Below are 18174 nucleotides of genomic sequence, written 5' to 3'. Positions count from 1 at the left end.
GCCCGGCGGTCAGGCGACGACGAGCCAGACCGCGTACTCCTCCGTGGTGACGCCGAGGACCGCAGTCCCGTCGGCGGAGGCGGTGACGAACTCCGGCTCGCCCGGGTTGGCGGCGAGGTGGCGGGCCAGGCGGGTCTGATCCGTGAGGCGGACGGCGGTCCACGGCGCGGTGAACGCGCCGGGACCGGGCAGGCTGATCAGGAAGGTGCCGTCGTCGGCCCGCACACCTTGCCGCCGGGCCAGGTCCCGCCACGCCGCGTCGACCCGGGCGTCCGCGTCCACGACGTCGTCGGCCACCTCGACCGCCGGCCGGGCGGTGAGGGAGACGACCCGACGCCACGCGTCCGCCGGTGCGAGGTCGCCCGCGAGGTCGACGGTGCCCAGGACCTCCAGGCCGGCCGCCGCGAGTGCCGCCGTGCGGTCGGCCATCAGGCGCCCTCCTTCTTCCCGACCCCGTACGCGGCCAGGAAGACGCGGGCGCCCTCGTCGGCGACGTCGTCCAGCTCGGCCTGGGTGGGTACGGTCGCGTTGCCCATGAACGCGGTGCGCTGCAACGGGATCGACACGACCAGCCAGGTGAACAGGTAGGCCGCGCGACCGGGGTCGTCGACCGCGAGCAGGCCGCGCTCGGTCAGGCGGGTCAGGGTTTCCGCCAGCAGGCCGGTCGTCCGCTCCCAGCTGCGCTCGTAGTACTGGCGGCCCACGTCGGGGAACCGGTCCGCCTCGGCCATCACCAGGCGGCGCATCTGGAGCACCTCGGGGTTCATGATCCCGGCGACCGTGGCGCGGGCGTGTCGCCGCAACGCGGTCTCGACGTCGTCGGTCTCGGCCAGGGCGAGGATGTGCGGCCGGAAGTACTCGTAGCCGCGATCCACCGTTTCCAGGACGACCGCCGCGAACAGCTCCTCCTTGTCGGCGAAGTACTGGTAGACGGTCCGCTTGGACGCGCCGGCCGCCGAGGCGACCGCGTCCATGCTGGTGCCGACGTAGCCGTGCGTGGTGAACACCTCTCGCGCGGCAGCCACGATCTCCGCGCGCTTGGCGGCCGACCGCTCCTCGCGGCGCCCTGTCATCGACGACCCCCTTGACTTCGAAAACTACCCGGTTTAGTTTTCCGAAATGAACACTAGCCAGTGTAGTTTCCTCAACGGTCGCTCGGCCGGGCAGGGCGGTGCGAGATGACCGTCATCGCCGCGGTCCTGACCTCGGTGGTCGCGTCCTTCGTGATCAGCACCGCCTGGTACTCGCTGCTGGACCGCGACCGCGCCTCGGCCGGCCGCCCGTCCCCGCTGCTGATCGTCGCCGAGTTCGGCCGCAGCGCGCTGGTGGCGGGCGCCGTGGTCGGGTTCGCGAGGGCCATGGACATCACGACGGTCGGCCCGATGCTGCTGCTCGCGCTCGTGCTGTGGGTGGCGTTCCCGTTCGTGCTGCTGTCCGGCTCGGTCATGTGGGACCGGGTTCCGGTGGCCACCGCGGCACGGCATGGCGGAGACTGGCTGGTCAAGCTGCTCGCCGTGGGCGCCATCGTCGGCCTGTGGCTCTAGAGGAGGGCATCGTGAGCTACGAGAAGGACCCGCGCGTCGACGACTACATCGACAAGCTGCCGGACTGGCAGCGGGAGGTCTGCCACCGCGTGCGCGACATCGCGCACGCGGCGGACCCCGAGGTCGTCGAGACGATCAAGCGGACGGTCCAGCCGTACTTCGTGCTGGACGGCAACGTCTGCGCGCTGCTCGCCGCCAAGGACCACGTGAACGTGTTCCTCTACGACGGCGGCATCGTCCCCGACCCGGACGGCATCGTCACGGCCGGGCACCAGAACAAGACCGGCCGGACGATCGCCTACTACGAGGGCGAGCCGATCAACGCGCCCGCGCTCACCCGCTACCTCCAGCGGATCATCGCGAACAACCGCGCCGGCGGCTGGCGCAAGATCAAGGCCGCGCAGGGGTTGTGACCGGCGTGGCGTGCCGCCCGAGCCACGTCGATCCCGCTGGACCGGCACGACGACTGGCAGTATCGGGACGTGCCGCACCAGAGGACATCCCGATGCTGACCATCGACCAGGCGACCTTCGGCGCCATCGTCGCGCACGCCCGCGCCGAGCACCCCCGGGCGGCGTGCGGTCTCGTCGTCGGCCCGGCGGGCGCCGACCGTCCCGGACGCGTGATCCCCATGGTCAACACCGCGGACTCCGCCGTCCACTGGTCGTTCGACCCTGTGGAGTACCTGCGGGTCTACCGCGAACTGGACGCCGAGGACGAAGAGCCGGTGGTCGTGTACCGGTCGTACCCGACCGCCGCGGCGTACCCGGGGGAGATGGACGTCCGCCACGCCGATCCGAACGTCCACCACGTGATCATCTCCACCCGCGACCCGGAGCACGTCGAACTGCGCTCGTTCCGGATCGAGGACGGGGTGGTCGCCGAGGAGATCGTCCACGTCGTGCCCACCCCGCCCGGCCGACCACGTTCCCGGCGATGAGCAGGCCGGCTACGGCTTGTCCGCGACCTTGATCTTTCCCTCGATGATCTGCGCCTTGAACCCTTCGAGGATGCTCTGCAGCTTCGAGTCGATCTTGCCGCCGGACGTGGCGTAACCGATGCCGTCCACCTTGAGGTCGAAGACCTTCGGCAGCGAGCCCAGGTCGTTGCTCGCGGCGGCCCGGAAGAAGTCGTACACCGCCACGTCGACGCGCTTGAGGCTCGACGCGACGATGACGTCCCTGGTGTCCGCGAGCGCCGGCTGGTGGTACTGGTCGGCGTCGCACCCGATCGCCAGCACGCCCGCCTGCTTCACCGCGGAGAACACGCCGATGCCGGACGCGCCCGCGGCGGGGTAGAGGACGTCCGCGCCCTTGTCGATGAGGCCCTTCGCGGTCTCCAGGCCCTTCGCCGGGTCCTGGAACCCGGTGAAGTCGGTGGCCGGCGTGATGTACTTCTTCTCCACCACGATCTTCGGCGCGGCGGCCTTCGCGCCCTGGACGTAACCGGCCTCGAACTTGCGGATCAGCGGGATGTCGACGCCGCCGATGAAGCCCACGTGGCACTTCTTGCTCTGGTACGCGGCCACGACGCCGGCCAGGAACGCGCCCTCCTGCTCGGCGAAGACCAGCGGCGTGACGTTGGGCGCGCCCTCCACGGCCGAGTCCACGAGACCGAATTGGACGTCCGGGAACTCCGGCGCGACGACCTTCAGCGACTCGGTGTACGCGAAGCCCACGCCGACGACCGGGTTGAAGCCCTCGCGCGCCAGTTGGCGCAGGCGGGACTGCTTCACCGACTCGTCCTCGTTCGGGGAGGCGGAGAGCTCGCGGGTGTTCTCCTCCTTGACCCCCATGTCCTTGATCGCCCGGTCGAACCCGGCGGCGGCGAGGTCGTTGAACGACGCGTCGCCGCGACCGCCGATGTCGTAGGCCAGGCCGATCTTCAGCGCACTCCCGTCGACCTTGTCACCGTCGGCGGTCTTGCCGTTGGTGGCGCTGGGGTTCGAGGTGGCGGGCGGACTGGGCGGTGTCGCGAACTCGCAGGCGGCCCCGGCGACGTCGGTCGACGCGGTGGTGCCACCGGAGTCCTTCGCGCAGGCGCTCACCACCATGAGGCCGGTCAGCGCGATCGCGGCGAAAGCGGTGCGGTGGACAGGACGGCGCACGGCTCGTCTCCCCTCCCTGCTCAGCGAGCAGACCCTCCCCCGATGGGCGTATTCGGGGCTTGCGCGAGGGACCGTACCTCGTCGCCGTGACCGTTCGGATCCCGCGTTCATCTGCTGGGAACGGGTCTCGCGGTGTGACGGACGTGTCACGACTGCCGGTGCGGCAACGTCGCCGTTCGCGCCTGGGTTTCCCGCCGGAGCGCGTCCGCATGGCCACGTAGAGCACCAGGTGCAGGTCCGACACCCAGGGCAGCTGAACGTGCTCGGCTTCGGGAGCGTGGGCGAAGGACGCCTCGAACTCCGCGTACGGGGCGAGATCGAAGTCGGGCGAGTCGAACACGACGCAGCCTAGCGGTGCGCACGGCGCCAGAGGGCAGGCCAGCCGCCCTTCCCCAGCAGCGCCGCCGGGACGAGCAGGCCGTGTTCGGCGACACGCGGCCAGAACAGCTCCACGGGCGCGCCGAGGTCGACCGCCGCGGCCAGGGCGTGCTGCCACGGCCCGTGCTCGTCGGACAGGTCACTGGCGGGAAACCCGGGAACCGTGGTCTTCTTCGCCGCCACCACCTGCACCGCTCTGTCCGTTGTGGACGGTGGCGCGCAGGTGGCGGCGATCGCCAGCGCGCACACCAGCTCGGTCGAAGGCCGGCGCGCCACCGACCGGGCCAGCGCGTCGTCGCCGACCAGTTCACCCATGGCCAGGCGGATTGCCCGCGCCACCACGTCCAGTGCGTGGGCGGGCGCGATCTCCGGGCGGCGCACGAGCGCGCGCAGCGTTCGCGGCAGTGGTGCGCCGTCGGAGAGCGCCCCGAGGCGGTCGTGCTCGCGCAGTCCCGGATCGACCCCTGGCCACCGCGGCGGCGAGCGGTCGGACGCCGGTCGCCTCCCACAGGACCGCCGCGTCGAGTCCGGTGTCGAGAGCGGCGCGCAGCAGTTCGACGTGCTCGACCGGACCGACGCGCTTCACCGCGATCACCGCCGCGTCCGGGTCGACGTCCGCGGCCCGGTCGGGTCGTCCGAGACCCAGCGCCAGCGTGGCATAAGCGCGTCGCGCGGCTGCGACCGTCGGCGTGGCCAGTTCCTGTTCCACAGCCGCGGCCAAGGCGCCGATGAGTTCGGCGGGCAGCCGTGCCCCCGCGGCACGGCGCGCTGACCCGCCCCGCACCGGCGGCACCGGCAGCACGGGCGGCAGCGGCTCGGGCGCGGGCGCCGGCAGGCCGTCCACCCACCGCTTGACGTGCTCCTCCAGCGCCGGGGCGAGGTTGTCGTTGAACCGCGCGCGCAATTCGTGGACGTGCCAGCCACCGGTGTGCCGTCGGATGTCGAGGTTGGCGACGATGCGGCCCCCGAGCGGGTCGCGCAACGCCATCAGCACGCAGTGGCCCTTGCGCGCCTGGTCGGCGTACCACGACTCGCCGATGCAGTTGCCCATGTAGGTGGACCACTCGGCCAGCTGCCTCGGCTCACGGCCCAGTTCCACGACCAGGTCGGCGCCCGGCACCACCCTTCCGTCCACAGCGGACACCTCGGGCGGGATCGGGAAGACGCCGACGCTGGCCTCGGCGATCACCGCGTCCGCGCCGACGCCGGCGGCCAGCTCCGCCCAGCTGCCGCAGCGAGGCGGCGGTGTCGCGCCGAACATGACCAGCTGCGCGACGCCGGCCGCGGCCAGCGGCACGGAGTCGGCCCGTGGCCGGTCAGGAGAGGGCCGCGGTGCCGGCGCGTCGTAGTCCAGCTCCGGTGCGGGCCGCTCGTGCCGCACCGAAGCGGGTTCGCTGCCGTAGAAGGGGGCCAGCGCGTCGGCGAGGTCGGCGAACCAGAGCAGGTCGTGCGGTGCTTCCACCGAGACCGGATCGACCGGGCCCGCGGCGGCGATCCGCTGCGCCAGCGCCTGCGTCGGGCCGTCGGCGTGCGCGTCGGTCACCGGCGGCTGCTGCCAGCCCTCCGGCGCCCGCGAGAACCCCACCACGGCACGCCAGTGGCGCAACTGGGCGGCCTGCCACGGCTTGCACGTGTCCCAGCAGTTGTGCAGGGGGTGGTCGTCCAGCTCGGCGAGCTGTTCGGCCACGGTGTCGAAGACGACGACGCCGTAGTTGCGGGCCATGGCGACGCGGGTCTGCACGTAGGTCTCGGTCTTCGCGGTGATCGTCCGATCCGGACCCAGCACCTGGACCAGGTGGTGGACGTAGCACCCCGGCCGCGCGGGGTGGCTGTAGGCGCCCTCGTGACGCCGCGCCGCGTCGGACCGCTCCTCCTCGGTGAGGCAGGCGTCGGCCGCGACCAACTCGTCGCGGTGCTTCTCTGCGGCCACCGCGAGACCTTCGTCGGACATGGTCTTGGCGAACCGCAGCAGCGCGGTCGCCGCGATGGCGTCGTGCAGCAAGCCGCCCAGCTCCCGCGCGGTCCACCACCGGGGAGGCCGCCAGCGGGCCGCGGCGGCCGTCGTCGGACCGTCGCCGACCGCCCAGGTCAGCTGCCGCACGATCGGCTCGTCGAAGTGGGCGCGGTGGCGTTCGCGGAGCTTGTCGATCCGCTCGGCACGGGTCTGCGTCGCGGCCCGGTGCGCCACGCGCTGCCGCTCGGCCAGCAGGTCGCACACGTGGTCCCACAGGCTGATGACCAGCTTCAGCCGGCGCGGTCGTGGATACCCGGCCAGCGCACGGGACAGGTGATCGGCGAGCGTGGACGCCGCACCGCGCGGGAACGGGTCGACCCCGTCCGGGGCGCGCAGTTCGAGCACCCGTTCCAGCTGCTCCGGCCCGAGGAGGTCCGACGCCGCCGAGGCCAGGTGCAGCGCCGCCCAGCGCTGCTCGGCGACCGCGGCCTGCGCGGCCGTGCCGACCCGTTTGGTCGCCGACGGCCCGAACATCGCCACCAGGCCGACGGTCCGGTCGCCCAGCCGGTGCGCGCCGTCGACGCCGAGGACCCGCACCGCGGCGAGCACCGCGTCGCGCCGGTCACCGCGGGCGCCGGCCAACCGCGCCGAGGTGAAGCCGCCGCCGAGGTCGACGCCCGCCGCCGCGGCCACCTCGGTGCCGTCGCACACCAGCAGGGTGAGCTGCCTGATCGCTTCCCGCACCACCTCGGGGTCCGCGTCGGCCGGGCCTACGGCAACGGGGGCACCGGGGGCGTGCACGCCGGCCCGCTCGTCGGCGGGTTCGGGCACGGCTCTGCCGCCGGACGTGGGCAGCCAGCAGCGCAATCCGGATCCGGCCGTCACGCCAAACGCCAGTTGGATGGACATCGGCATCATCATCGCGCACCCGCGCCACCCGTTTTGGGGCGCGACGGTCCGACGAACGTCAAGCCCCGCCGCCGGAAGTCGGGCTACCGGCCGTGGTCGCGACGCTTGAGGAGTTCCTCGATCCCGTGGAGGAACGTCTCGCCGATGGGCTTCGGATCGGTCAGGCAGCCGGCGGCCATCGCACCGTCCCGCAGCATGACGAAGTGGCGCGCGGCGGGTTCCGGGTCGGTTTCCCCGGTGGCGGCGAGGAGTTCGGTGACCGTGGCCAGGAACCACTGCCGGTGCCTGAGGACCGCCTGGTGGACCGGGTGGGTCGGGTCGGGGTACTCGGCGGCGGCGTTGAGGAACGCGCAGCCCCGGAAGCCGGGACGTTGGAGGTCGTCGGCGATGGACCGGCCGACGGTCCGCACGACGTCGTCGGGGGACGCGCCCTGGGCGCGCGCGGCGTCCACCCGCGCCCGGATCGCCTCGTCGGCTTGGGTGAGGTAGGCGACGACCAGGTCGTCCTTGCCCGGGAAGTGCCGGTACAGGGTGGCTCGCGTCACGCCCGCGGTGGCGATGATGCGGTCGATGCCCACCGAGTGGAGCCCTTCGGCGTAGAACAGCGCGCCGGCCGTGTTGAGCAGTCGCGTTCGCGCTTCCGACATGCACCCGTTCCCTTCGAGAGCCCGGCCCAGGCTAGCAGATAGAACGGTCGGTCTTGACAGCTGCGGCGCCGTGCGGGCAGGCTCAGGTGTACCGATCGTTCTATCTACTTCAGGTCGAAAGAGGAACGCCGATGTCCAGCTCCACCGAAGCCGGCAACCCCGTCGCCGCAGTCGAGACCTCCAGCGGCGCCAAGGGACTGCGGAACCTGTACTACGTCCGATTCGGCTTCGCCATCGTGTGGACGGGCCTGCTCGCCCTCACCGCTTCGACGCTCACCCCGGTCAGCGTCGCGCTGCTGGTGGTCTACCCGCTGTTCGACGTCGCCGCCGCCCTGGTCGACCTCCGCTCCTCGGGCGCCACCCGGTCGCGAGCGCCGCTGTACGTGAACATGGCGCTGAGCCTGCTCACCGCCGCCGGGGTGGCCGTCGCCGCCACGTCCGGCATCCCGGACGTGCTGCGGGTGTGGGGCGCCTGGGCGATCACGGCGGGCATCGTGCAGTTGATCGTCGCCGTCCTGCGCCACCGGCTCGGCGGCCAGTGGGCGATGATCCTCAGCGGTGGGCTGTCCGCCGTCGCGGGCGCGAGCTTCGTCCTGCAGGCCGGCGGCGCGAGTGCGTCGCTCACCAACGTCGCCGGGTACGCGGCCGTGGGCGGTGTCTTCTTCCTGATCTCGGCGATCCGCTTGCACCTCCGCGCGGCCAAGGCGCGGTAAGGCGAAATGAGGTTCGGGTGCCGCGGCACGTCCCGTAGGCTGCGCTCGGGTCGGGGGACCTCGCGAGTGGAGATTCCGTGTTCCGATCCGTGCGCGGCCTTGGGGTCGCGTTCTCCGTGCTGGTCGCGTTGACCGCCTTGTCCGACCTGATCATGGCCGGGTGGGTGTGGCGCGTGCACGGCGTGCTGGAGGGCTACCTCGACGGCCGGGTCGGGGAGGCCGAGTTCGACCGCACGCTCGCCGTGACCGACCTGCTCGACCTGGGCAGCGCCGTCGTCTACATCGCCGCGGGCGTGGTGTTCGTGGTGTGGCAGTGGAGGATCCGCGCCAACGCCGACCTGATCGCGCCGGACGCCCACCAGCACACCAGGCGCTGGGCGATCTGGGGCTGGCTGCCGATCGTCAGCTTCTGGATCCCGCGCCGGGTGGTGGTGGACGTCTGGCAGGTCAGCCGGCCCCGGCACGAGTCCGGTCGCGGCCACGGCGAGGTCGACTGGTGGTGGGGCTTGTTCATCGCCTACCAGGTGATCGACCGGATCACGGACCGGATGCTGGCCCGCGGCGAGTCGGCGGACGACCTCGCCACCGGCGGGGTGATGCTCGTCGTGGTGGCCGCGCTCTCGGTGGGCGCCGCGGCGTCGGCCGTGAACGTCGTGCGGCGGATCACCGCGTGGCAGTCCGAGCCGGGCTTCTTCGCGCCGCCGGAGATCCTCTCGCCGCCGTCCACCGGCCCGGCCCCGGTCGACCTGCCGCGTGCCGCTCGACCGATCGCACCGCCCGCCGACGACCCGCGCTGGCAGCGCCCGGAGTAGGTGCGGTTTCCGTCGGGGGAGTCGTTGTGGAGATTCGAATCGAGGAAGTCCTCGACGCCACCCGCGGGTGGGTCCGGTTCCGGTCCGGTGCCGAGCTCGTGACGGGGTGCTGGGTCGGGTCGGGCGAGGTTCCGGTCGGGCGGGCGCTGCACGTCGAGGTGGAAGTGTCGGAAGAGGCGGTCCTGTCGGTTCGTCCGGCCGTTGGTCCGCCTTGGGTTCCGGTGGCGCAGGATGGCGACGTGGTGGTCATCGTCGGGCGGGTCGAGAGGGTCGAAGACGACGGCGTCATCGACTTTCGCGTTGGTGACGACGTCGTCCTGCTTGACGGAACGGGCCTGCTCACCGAAGTCGTCGAGGGTGCGCACGTCGAGTTGAGAGTCCCGGAAGTGCGGCTCTACCCGTACGAACTGTGAAGCGGTCAGCGGCGAAGGTCCAAGCGGTCGAGGTCGGTGCGGAGTCGGGCGAGCCAGTCGGCGGCGAGTCGGTGGCCGTCCGGGAGTTGGTCGTCCCGGTCCCAGCGCCACGTGGTGATCAACGCCAGCACGACGATCCGGCACTCGCGCAGCAAGTCCCGATCGACGCCCGGGTAGTGCTCGCCGACGTCCTCCGGCGCGTGGGCGAGGTCGAACTCGACCGGACCGCGGCAGCACGTCTCGAGGTCGATGAACCGCGGGCCGTCCTTCGTGGCGAGCACGTTGCCCGGGTGCGGTTCACCGTGCAGCAACTGCTCGGCGGCGCCGCGTTCGCCGATCGTCCGCCTCAGGTCCCGCAACGTGTCGCTGAGCAGCGCCCGGTCGGCGTCGGCGAGCGCCGGCGTGAGGTCGCGGTGGGCCAGGAGTTGTCGGGCCTGCTCGATCCGGTCCGTGAAGTGCGGCGTGGGGACATCGACCTCACGCATCCCGGCGTGCAGCCGCGTGAGCGCGTCGGCGTAGTCGGCCGGCGAAATCCGTTGCTGTGCAACGGGTTCGTAGTAGGTCCACAACGTGACCACGAAGCCATCACGCTCGTAGACGCGTGGCTCCACCCGAGGCTCAAGAGCCGCCACGGGACTCTCCGACCGGGCGAGCCGTTGGGCGATGTCGAGTTCGAACCGGGCGACCTGACGCTCCGCCGGCGCCACCTGGGCCAGGACGTCACACGGCAGCAGGCGCAGCGTGAGCCTGTTCGAGTCCTGGAGGACGACCGTCTCGTCGACCGCCAGACCAAGCGCGGTGGCCGTGGCAACGCTCGCGGCCACCGCGCGTGACAGTTCCTTCATCGTCGCTCGTCCGTCTCCCTCAGACGCCGCACCGTTCACGCACCCTACGGCCGGCCGCCTGGTCCGGACGATTGGATTTCCGCGGGTCAGCGCCAGCCGAGGGCGGGGGCGACGTGGGTGACGATGTTGTCGAGCAGGTGCGCGTTGTAGTCGACGCCGAGCTGGTTGGGCACGGTCAGCAGCAGCGTGTCGGCCTCGGCGATGGCCTCGTCCCCGGCCAGCTGCTCGACCAGGACGTCGGGTTCGGCGGCGTAGGTGCGGCCGAACACCGCCCTGGTGCTCGCGTCGATGTAGCCGATCTTGTCGGTGCCGCCGCCGTCGTCGCCGAAGTAGACGTGGTCGAGCTCGGACGTGAGGGCGAAGATGCTGCGGGAGACGGAGACGCGCGGCTCGCGCGGCCACCCGGCCTCCGACCACGCCTTGCGGAACGCCCGGATCTGCTCGGCCTGCTGGACGTGGAACGGCGCGCCGCCCTCGTCGTTCTTCAGCGTCGAGCTCATCAGGTTCATGCCCTGCTCCGCCGCCCAGACCGCGGTGCCGTTGGAGCCCGCGCCCCACCAGATGCGCTCGCGCAGCCCCGGCGAGTGCGGCTCGACGCGCAGCAACCCCGGCGGGTTGGGGAACATCGGCCGCGGGTTCGGCTGGGCGAAACCCTTGCCCTCCAGCACGGTCAGCAGCACCTCGGCGTGCTTGCGGGCCATGTCGGCCTCCGTGTCGCCCTCGGCGGGCTGGTAGCCGAAGTAGCGCCACCCGTCGATCACCTGCTCCGGCGATCCCCGGGAGATGCCGAGCTGGAGCCTGCCCGCGGAGATGAGGTCAGCGGCGCCGGCGTCCTCGGCCATGTACATCGGGTTCTCGTACCGCATGTCGATCACGCCGGTGCCGATCTCGATCCGCTCGGTCCTGGCGCCGATCGCGGCCAGCAACGGGAACGGCGAGGCCAGCTGCCGCGCGAAGTGGTGCACCCGGAAGTAGGCGCCGTCGACGCCGAGCTCCTCCGCGGCCACGGCCAGGTCGACGGACTGCAACAGCGCGTCCGACGCCGACGTGGTCCGCGAGTGCGGTCCGTCGGACCAGTGCCCGAAGGACAGGAATCCAATCTTCTTCACGCCCGTGGAACGCATCGCCCGGTTAATTGATTCCTCAACTACTTCGGCTACGTGCTCGCACCGTCGTACCGGACGAGCCCGCGCCGCCAGACGAACGCGGTCAGCGAACACGCCGCGATCAGCACGATCGGCGCGAAGACCAGGGTCGCGGTGGGCTCCAGCAGTTGCTCGACGGGGTACGAGCCGCTGAGCGCGGCCGGCGCGAACGAGACCAGGATCACCTGGAACGCGCGCGGGAAGAACCGGCGCGGGTACTGGCCGGAACCGCGCCACGCGGCGGCCAGGTCGTTGATCGGTTGGATGGACTGGACCCAGAACGCGAGGAAGGCCAAGTCGGCCCAGAACGCGCAGTAAGCGACACTTCCGACGAACGCCCACACGAGCATCGACGCGACCGCCTGCGGCTGGACGTCCAAGTCGTACACACGGGTGGCGACGACGAGGATCGCGATTCCGGTCAGGCACTTGCCGAGTTCGGTCGGCTCGATCCACCTCAGCACCGCGTAGAACACCGTCGGCACCGGCCTGATGATCGCCAGGTCGAGTTCGCCCCGGCGGAGGGCGAGGTCGAACCGGCGCAGGCCGAGGGAGACGAAGCAGTCCATCAAGCCCGTGGTGACGGCGAAGGTGCCGACGGTGAGCGCGGACGCCTGCGCGATCGCGGGGTCGTAATCCGCGTACCCGGTCAGGACCAGCACCGGCAGGATGCCGACGACCAGTTCTCCCACGCTCGCCAACAGGTGAAGCCAGGCCTGCGAGCGGAACTGCAGGTCGTGCGCCACCGCCTGGCGGATCAGCTTGACCCACACCAGGAACACGACCCGCCCGTTCACGCGCCCGCTCCGTGGTAGCGGCGAAGGCCCCGGACCCAGACCACGCGGGCCGCGGCGAGCGCGAGGACGACCCAGGCCGCCTGCGCCGCCACTCCGGCTCGGAGGTCGGCGGCGTCCGGTTCCAGGAGCGTCCGGATCGGGAACGCGACGACGTACCCGAAGGGCTGGGTCCGGAGGAACGGTCCCCAGTCGGCGGGCATGACCGCCAACGGCACGACCGCGCCCGACAGGAAGAGCGTGGCCAAGTGCCGGAAGCGGTCCACGGCGGTGACGTCCTGCCACCAGAACGCGAGTGAGCCGACGACGACGTCGAGGCTGAAGGTCATCGCGGCGCCCATGGCCAGCGCCCAGGCGAACAGCAGCCAGCGACCCGGGTGCGCGGGCAGGTCGAGGTCGTCGTGGAACGGGATCGCCAGGACGACGACCAGCGGCAGCAGGACGGCGAGCTTGGCGACCTTCTCGGCGACGTTGTTGGCCGCGGCGGCGAGGTGCGTGGAGCACGGGCGGACCAGCCAGGCGTCCAGGCGTCCCGAGCGGATGCTCTCGGCGAGGAACTTGGCGGTCCAGCTCGACGTCAGCGTGGTGACCACGCTGACGAGGACCAGGTACGTCGTCAGGTAGTCACGGGTGACGGGCGGCTCCGCGCCGTGCGCGACGGCGCCGCGCCAGACCAGCAGCGAGATCAGCGGGACCGTCACGACGCTCGCCTGCATCGCCGGCAGCCACCAGCGGTACTGGGCGATCAGCCGCGCTTCCTGGCGCAGCAAGGCGAGGAACACGAGGGCGGTGGAGCGGGTCACGGACGTTCCCCGCCTTCGCTGAACACCTTCGACATGACCTCGTCGAGCCCGGCTTCGACGATCCGGAAGTCGACGAGTTCGCCCCACCGCGCCGCCGCGTGGACCAGTTCCGGGACGGGCTGATCCCCGAGGCGCAACCGGATGCCGCGCGGTCCGTCCTTTGTGGACTTCCGGCTGACGTCCGGCGGGAGGTTCGGCGTGTCGCGGTAGGTGAGCACCACTTCGGCGGGGATGCCGGCGTGAGCGCGCAGTGCGGCCAGGTTGCCGTCGAAGGCCGCCTGACCGGCCTTGACGACGACCACGCGGTCAGTGAGCGCTTCGACGTCGTTCATGTCGTGACTGGTCAGCACGATCGTGGTGCCGAACGTGCGGTTGATGTCACGCAGGAGGTTCCGCACGGTCACCTTGGCCTGGACGTCCAGCCCGATGGTCGGTTCGTCGGCGAACAGCAGCGTCGGCCGGTGGAGCAGGGCCAAGGCCAGCTCGCAGCGCATGCGCTGCCCGAGCGAGAGGTGGCGGACCGGCGTGTCCAGGACGTCCGTGATGCCCAGCAGGTCGCCGAGCCGCGCCACCGTCGTGCGGAAGTCGTCACGGGAGATCCCGTACATGCTCCGGTGGATCTTGAGCGACTCGCGGGTGGACACGTCCCACCACAGCATCGCCTTCTGGCCGAAGATCACGGAAATCCGCGACAGGAACGTGTGCGAGCGATCCGCGGGCCGCTCTCCGCACACTTCGAGGCTCCCGGTCGTCGGCACGAGGAGCCCGCACAGCATCTTGACGACGGTGGTCTTGCCTGCTCCGTTCGGCCCGAGGAGCCCGACGACCTCCCCACGCCCAACACTCAGGTCAAGCCCGCGAACGGCCTGCACGATCGTGGCCTCGCGATGGAAGAGACCGCGGACCGCACCCGCGAGTCCCTGCGGCTGCCGGTGGAACTGGTAGGTCTTCCCCAGGCCTTGCGCCTTGATGACGGGTTCTGACAATCGCACGCGCACGGTGACCCCTCACCGACCGCGCAGGGCAAGGGGGTCGGCGGACGTCCACACTCAGCGCTCCAGCCCTGGGGAGCCGTGGAGGACTGTAACCACCGAACCTGCCGCAGGCAATCGCCGTGGCAGGGCAGGGCTTCAGTCGGGTTCGGCGGTGGCCAGGTCGGGGGTGAGGAAGTCCAGGACGTAGCAGCCGAGGGCGCCGTCCGCGGTTCGGCCGAGCCACACGGGGTTCGCGCCGTCGCTCCAGCCCGGCACGATGATCAGATCGGTGGTCGTCGAGGACAGGGTGCGGTAGGTGTCCGCGTTGCTCATGACGGCCTCGATCTCGGCTTCCTGGTAGGCCGTCGCGCCCGTGTGGTCGACCAGGCAGAGGGTGGCCGAGTCGATCGGGTTGCCGAAGAACTCGCCGTCGCCCAGCGCCAGTTCGTGGTCGCCGTCGCGCAACGCCAGGTGCCACGAGGTGATGGGCTCGTCCGTGATGGTCACCCGGCACGCGGCGGTCATGGCGGTGCGCGGCTCGTTCGCCGTCACCTGGAAGACGTCGACCCGGTACTCGCCTGGCGGCACCGTGGCGGCCAGCGGGGTGGAGTCGGCGTCGAGCCAGCCGGGGTCGGCGACGACCAGCTTGCCGCTGGGCAGCCGGATCGTGCCGGCGGGGATCCGCTGGATCGTCAGGGCACGGCCGTCCGACGCCCGGAACCGCGCGCCCTCGGTGACGGTCTCGGCGATGTGACGCGGCCGCAGCGGCCGGGGTGGGCGCCACGGGAAGTCGGTGGGGACGGTCGCGGGGGCGGAGCGGACGGTCGCGGGGCCGGTCATCCCGGCGAGCGCGGGCCAGCCGTCGACCGCGGGCGTGGCGACGTCCTCCGGCGGCTGTGCGCGTTCCGGCCAGTTCGGCCAGTCCCGCTTGGTCTGGAGGGTGCTGCCGTCGGACTGCACGGCCGTGATGCCGATCGACCCGATCGCCGCGGTCGGGTCGCGGCGCACCCTGGCCCGGAACGTCGGCCCGTCGCCGTCGAACTCCGCGGTGTCCGGCCCGGCGTAGTTCCAGCTGCGGACCTCGAACAGGCGCAACCGCCCGTCCGGCCAACGCCGGTACGCGACGCCCCGGTACCGGCGACCGGCGTCGTCGACGTGCCACAGCTCGGCGTGGTGGTCCGCCCAGCACACCTCCACGACGGCCCGCGCCACCCCGCCGACGAGCAGCACCACGGCGTACTGGCCGCCAGCGGCGTCCTGGGCGCGTGCGACCGACTCCGCCATCGGCGACACCGGGGCACGCGCGGCGGAGTCCCATCCCGCGCAGTAGACGACCTCGACCGGCTCGTCCGTGGGGTCGGGGACGTCGGCCACCGGCAGGTTGGCCAGGTCAGGTGTGCCGCGCGGCCTGCGGACGTTCGACAGCGCCAGGAACCCGCCTGCCGTCACGACCACGAGGGCACCGCCCAAGAGCACCGTTCTCCGCCTGAGACGCGTGGCCGTCTCGTCGCCCTGAGCCGACGGGTTCACGGGTCGCGACCCTACTGGAGACGGACGGCGTCAGTTGACGCACGTGGGCGCACGCCGCACGAAACCCACCGGCACCACCGTTCCTGAAGAGCGCTCCGCCCCGGCGGCCGTCGCCGAAGTCGTCGGCGCGCCACCGGCCAGCCCGCCGACGAACGCGCGCAGCCCGGCCGGGTCGACGCTGGTCGTCCCGTCCGGTGTGACGGTCACCGGCGCGGTGAGGAACTCGACGTTGCCCGCCGCCAACTCCCGCATCCGCTGGGCGAAGTCGAGGATGTCCCACTCCGCGTCGATGACCACCGTGCGCCGCAACGTGTCGGTGAGCCGGGTGACGGTCGCCGGGTCGGTCAGGGTCTCGCTGGACAGCACCTTGTCCACCAGCCCCTCCATGAACGCCTGCTGCCGGGCGATGCGGTCGAGTTCACCGCGCGGCAACCCGCCCCGCTGGCGGACGAACGACAGCGCGTCGCCACCGGAGATCGACTGCGGCCCCGCCTTGAAGTCCGCGCCCGAGCCCGGATCGACCGCGTCCGCCTTCAGGCACACCTCCACGCCCCCGATCACCTCGCTGATCAGGTAGAAGCCGTAGAGGTTCAGCTCGGCGTACCGGTCGACCCTGACCCCGGTCAGCTGCTGCACGACCTGCACGAGCACCTTGCGGCCGGCGTCGTCGGACTCGCGGGCCAGCCGCCGTTCGTCGGTGACGCCCGCGCCGCGCAACGCGGTCTCCTCCCGCTGCCTGGCCACGCCGTACGCGCTGTTGACCGGCCCGTCCGGGGCGTCCGGGATCGGCACCCGGATGTCGCGCGGGAGGGACACCGCGGCGGCACGGCCGCCTCCGTCCGGCACGCGGATCAGCACGAGGGTGTCGGTGGAGACGCCGGACTTCTGCTCGGTGCGCAGCTGTTTGAGCACGTCGTCCGGCAGCGGTCGGCCTTCGGCGTCGGTGCGGCTGTCGTTGCCGACCAGCAGGATGTCGGTGGCACCGTCGGCCGCGTCCGGGCTGCCCGGCACGTTGAGCACGTCGCCCGCCTTCACGTCGTCGCCGATGCCGGTCAGCACCACCCACGTGATGCCGGCGGCCACCAGCACCACGGCCGCGACCAGGGCGATCGCGCCACGCCCGGCGTTGCCCGCCAGCCGTCGGGCCCGTCGATCGCGCCTGTCGCCGGCCACCTCCACCGGCTCGGGCTCGGGCTCGACGTGCGTCGTCGCCTCTTCGGCGGGATCGGCGTCGGCGGGTGCGACGGCCCGACCCAGGGTGAGGGCCTCGTCGCGCTTGGGCCCGAACCCGAACGACCTCGTCGGGCCGGCCGGGGCTTCCTGGGGCACTGCCTCGGTCGCGGTGTCGGGCGTCGGCCCGGTGTCGGTGACGGTGGTGGGTTCCGGGTCCGTGCCGTCCTCGGCTGTCTCGGACGCGGGAGCCTCGGACGCGCCTGTCTCGGACGCGCCTGTCTCGGATGCGGGAGTCTCGTCCTCGGCCACGCTGTCTCCGCCGCTGTCGTCCCCAGTGTCAGGCGGGACGGCGGCGGGCGGGACAGCGGCGGGCGGGACGGCTGCGGCAGGGACGGCGGCGGGGAGAACGACGGGAGGTGGAACGGTGGTGGCGGCCGGTGGCGGTTCGGCGGACACGACCGGCGGGGCGGGTGCGAGGTCCAAGGCGGCCAGCGCGTCGCGGAACTCCGTCGCTGAGCCGTAGCGGTGCGCCGGGTCGACCGCCAGCGCCTTGGCCAGCACCGCCATCACCTCGTCCGGGACACCGCTGATGCCCGGCAGCGGCTGGTCGTGCAGCCGGATGATCTCGGCCAGGTTCGGCTCGCCCAACCGCGGGAACCGGGGCGGCCGGCCGGATAACAGCGCGTAGAGCGTGGCCCCCAGCGCGTAGATGTCGGCCCGCTCGGTGGGCGTTTCCTGCCGGAACGCCTCCGGCGCCGCGTAGGCCGGGGTCAACGCGGTCAGGCTCGCCGAGGACTCCCGCCCCGGCTCGGCCAGCGCGGCGAGCCCGAAGTCGGCCAGCCCGCACACCCCGTACCGGTTGACCAGGATGTTGGCCGGTTTGATGTCCCGGTGCAGCACGCCCGCGTCGTGGGCGGCGGCCAACGCGTCGGCGACCTTCACCGCCATCCCGCACGCCTCGTGCGCCGGCAGCGCGCCCCCGGTGCGCAGCCGGTCGAGCAACGACCCACCGGTGCACAGCTCCATCACCAGGTAGGGCCGCCCGTCGGTGAGCACGCCCGCGTCGTAGAGGTCCACCACGTTCGGGTGCCCGGACAGCCGTCCGGCCGCTCTCGCCTCGCGGAGGAACCGGCGGCGGTCGTTCTCGTCGAGCACCATCCGGCTGTCGATCTTGATCGCGACCTCGCGGTCCACGCTCACCTGCACGGCCCGGTACACGACGGCGAACCCGCCGCGGCCCACCAGGTCGACCACCCTGTACCCGGGCACCTGCGACTGGGGCATCACGATGATCAACCCTAGTGCGACCCGCTCGTCCGCCCGCCGCAACTTGGCGTTTTCCCGGCGAAATCGTGCGCGATGCGCAAGGTGGATCCGCCGAACCGACGTCGAACCGCCCCCGTTCGGCGGCCGGCCGGCGCGGTGTCCCCGGA

The 18174-nt window shown here is 72.1% G+C and carries 19 protein-coding genes; 6 read left to right on the top strand and 13 right to left on the bottom strand.

Features of this window, described 5'->3' with window-relative positions; genetic code table 11:
- Positions 1-9 precede the first annotated feature (9 nt).
- A complete protein-coding gene (locus ADK67_RS33325; protein ID WP_053720537.1) occupies positions 10-429 on the bottom strand; it encodes a hypothetical protein in 420 nt (139 codons plus the stop codon).
- Positions 429-1073: a TetR/AcrR family transcriptional regulator gene (locus ADK67_RS33320; RefSeq protein ID WP_053720536.1), complete on the bottom strand. Its 645-nt coding sequence runs from the start codon at positions 1071-1073 to the stop codon at positions 429-431. Before ADK67_RS33320 ends, ADK67_RS33325 begins: the two co-directional genes overlap by 1 nt.
- Positions 1074-1178: 105 nt before the next feature.
- Between ADK67_RS33320 and ADK67_RS33315 the strand changes: the two genes are divergently transcribed.
- From ADK67_RS33315 to ADK67_RS33305, 3 genes are all read left to right on the top strand, one after another.
- Positions 1179-1544, top strand: coding sequence for a DUF1761 domain-containing protein (locus ADK67_RS33315; protein ID WP_053720535.1), 366 nt, complete (start codon positions 1179-1181; stop codon positions 1542-1544).
- An 11-nt stretch (positions 1545-1555) separates the two neighbouring features.
- Positions 1556-1957, top strand: coding sequence for a DUF1801 domain-containing protein (locus tag ADK67_RS33310; protein WP_053720534.1), 402 nt, complete (start codon positions 1556-1558; stop codon positions 1955-1957).
- Between the two features lie 92 nt (positions 1958-2049).
- On the top strand, positions 2050-2484 hold the full coding sequence (locus ADK67_RS33305) for a Mov34/MPN/PAD-1 family protein (RefSeq protein WP_053720533.1): 435 nt from the start codon (positions 2050-2052) through the stop codon (positions 2482-2484).
- A 9-nt stretch (positions 2485-2493) separates the two neighbouring features.
- Here the strand turns inward: ADK67_RS33305 and ADK67_RS33300 are convergent, their stop codons facing one another.
- The 4 genes from ADK67_RS33300 to ADK67_RS33285 all read right to left on the bottom strand — a co-directional run bounded on the left by ADK67_RS33300 (position 2494) and on the right by ADK67_RS33285 (position 7539).
- Complete coding sequence (locus tag ADK67_RS33300; protein WP_053720543.1) at positions 2494-3597, bottom strand: BMP family lipoprotein; 1104 nt, start codon at positions 3595-3597, stop codon at positions 2494-2496.
- A gap of 402 nt (positions 3598-3999) precedes the next feature.
- Positions 4000-4371 (bottom strand): hypothetical protein, encoded by a 372-nt coding sequence (locus tag ADK67_RS33295; RefSeq protein WP_157621041.1) that lies wholly within the window; start codon positions 4369-4371, stop codon positions 4000-4002.
- A complete protein-coding gene (locus ADK67_RS33290; RefSeq protein ID WP_157621039.1) occupies positions 4337-6892 on the bottom strand; it encodes a hypothetical protein in 2556 nt (851 codons plus the stop codon). The genes ADK67_RS33295 and ADK67_RS33290 overlap by 35 nt, the downstream gene beginning before the upstream one ends.
- Before the next feature lie 83 nt (positions 6893-6975).
- The gene (locus ADK67_RS33285; RefSeq protein WP_053720530.1) at positions 6976-7539 is read right to left on the bottom strand and encodes a TetR/AcrR family transcriptional regulator; all 564 of its coding nucleotides are present in this window, start codon (positions 7537-7539) and stop codon (positions 6976-6978) included.
- Positions 7540-7670: 131 nt separating this feature from the next.
- On the opposite strand from ADK67_RS33285, the gene ADK67_RS33280 reads away from it, so the two are divergent.
- From ADK67_RS33280 to ADK67_RS33270, 3 genes are all read left to right on the top strand, one after another.
- Positions 7671-8252, top strand: a complete 582-nt coding sequence (locus tag ADK67_RS33280; RefSeq protein WP_053720529.1) for a hypothetical protein — start codon at positions 7671-7673, stop codon at positions 8250-8252.
- Positions 8253-8329: 77 nt separating this feature from the next.
- Positions 8330-9064: a DUF4328 domain-containing protein gene (locus ADK67_RS33275; protein WP_053720528.1), complete on the top strand. Its 735-nt coding sequence runs from the start codon at positions 8330-8332 to the stop codon at positions 9062-9064.
- 98 nt (positions 9065-9162) lie between these two features.
- Entirely contained in the window at positions 9163-9477 is a 315-nt protein-coding gene (locus tag ADK67_RS33270) for a hypothetical protein (protein ID WP_157621037.1), read from the top strand.
- Between the two features lie 5 nt (positions 9478-9482).
- Here ADK67_RS33270 and ADK67_RS33265 read toward each other — a convergent pair whose 3' ends face one another.
- The 7 genes from ADK67_RS33265 to ADK67_RS33235 all read right to left on the bottom strand — a co-directional run bounded on the left by ADK67_RS33265 (position 9483) and on the right by ADK67_RS33235 (position 18025).
- A complete protein-coding gene (locus ADK67_RS33265) occupies positions 9483-10322 on the bottom strand; it encodes a phosphotransferase (RefSeq protein WP_053720526.1) in 840 nt (279 codons plus the stop codon).
- Positions 10323-10408: 86 nt separating this feature from the next.
- A complete protein-coding gene (locus ADK67_RS33260) occupies positions 10409-11431 on the bottom strand; it encodes an LLM class flavin-dependent oxidoreductase (RefSeq protein ID WP_053720542.1) in 1023 nt (340 codons plus the stop codon).
- A gap of 47 nt (positions 11432-11478) precedes the next feature.
- Positions 11479-12264 carry an ABC-2 family transporter protein gene (locus ADK67_RS33255; RefSeq protein ID WP_053720525.1) on the bottom strand — a complete coding sequence of 262 codons (786 nt, stop codon included), beginning with the start codon at positions 12262-12264 and terminating at the stop codon, positions 11479-11481.
- Positions 12261-13064, bottom strand: a complete 804-nt coding sequence (locus ADK67_RS33250; RefSeq protein ID WP_053720524.1) for an ABC transporter permease — start codon at positions 13062-13064, stop codon at positions 12261-12263. The genes ADK67_RS33255 and ADK67_RS33250 overlap by 4 nt, the downstream gene beginning before the upstream one ends.
- The gene (locus tag ADK67_RS33245; RefSeq protein WP_197289734.1) at positions 13061-14056 is read right to left on the bottom strand and encodes an ABC transporter ATP-binding protein; all 996 of its coding nucleotides are present in this window, start codon (positions 14054-14056) and stop codon (positions 13061-13063) included. Before ADK67_RS33245 ends, ADK67_RS33250 begins: the two co-directional genes overlap by 4 nt.
- Before the next feature lie 138 nt (positions 14057-14194).
- Positions 14195-15493, bottom strand: coding sequence for a DUF4241 domain-containing protein (locus tag ADK67_RS33240; RefSeq protein ID WP_157621035.1), 1299 nt, complete (start codon positions 15491-15493; stop codon positions 14195-14197).
- A gap of 105 nt (positions 15494-15598) precedes the next feature.
- The gene (locus ADK67_RS33235) at positions 15599-18025 is read right to left on the bottom strand and encodes a protein kinase domain-containing protein (RefSeq protein WP_231648457.1); all 2427 of its coding nucleotides are present in this window, start codon (positions 18023-18025) and stop codon (positions 15599-15601) included.
- Between the last annotated feature and the right edge of the window lie 149 nt (positions 18026-18174).

This window comes from Saccharothrix sp. NRRL B-16348, from assembly GCF_001280085.1.
Taxonomy (GTDB): Bacteria; Actinomycetota; Actinomycetes; order Mycobacteriales; family Pseudonocardiaceae; genus Actinosynnema.
Note: the sequence above shows the minus strand (reverse complement) of the source record. Positions and strands in the feature narration are given on the sequence as shown.

What these genes read in the sequence shown, in the direction of transcription:
- ADK67_RS33305 (WP_053720533.1), top strand. Translation starts at nt 2,050, where the DNA reads ATGCTGACCATCGACCAGGCGACCTTCGGCGCCATCGTCGCGCACGCC.
- ADK67_RS33315 (WP_053720535.1), top strand. Translation starts at nt 1,179, where the DNA reads ATGACCGTCATCGCCGCGGTCCTGACCTCGGTGGTCGCGTCCTTCGTG.
- ADK67_RS33280 (WP_053720529.1), top strand. Translation starts at nt 7,671, where the DNA reads ATGTCCAGCTCCACCGAAGCCGGCAACCCCGTCGCCGCAGTCGAGACC.
- ADK67_RS33300 (WP_053720543.1), bottom strand. Translation starts at nt 3,597, where the DNA reads ATGGTGGTGAGCGCCTGCGCGAAGGACTCCGGTGGCACCACCGCGTCG.
- ADK67_RS33265 (WP_053720526.1), bottom strand. Translation starts at nt 10,322, where the DNA reads ATGAAGGAACTGTCACGCGCGGTGGCCGCGAGCGTTGCCACGGCCACC.
- ADK67_RS33290 (WP_157621039.1), bottom strand. Translation starts at nt 6,892, where the DNA reads ATGTCCATCCAACTGGCGTTTGGCGTGACGGCCGGATCCGGATTGCGC.
- ADK67_RS33320 (WP_053720536.1), bottom strand. Translation starts at nt 1,073, where the DNA reads ATGACAGGGCGCCGCGAGGAGCGGTCGGCCGCCAAGCGCGCGGAGATC.
- ADK67_RS33235 (WP_231648457.1), bottom strand. Translation starts at nt 18,025, where the DNA reads ATGCCCCAGTCGCAGGTGCCCGGGTACAGGGTGGTCGACCTGGTGGGC.
- ADK67_RS33285 (WP_053720530.1), bottom strand. Translation starts at nt 7,539, where the DNA reads ATGTCGGAAGCGCGAACGCGACTGCTCAACACGGCCGGCGCGCTGTTC.
- ADK67_RS33325 (WP_053720537.1), bottom strand. Translation starts at nt 429, where the DNA reads ATGGCCGACCGCACGGCGGCACTCGCGGCGGCCGGCCTGGAGGTCCTG.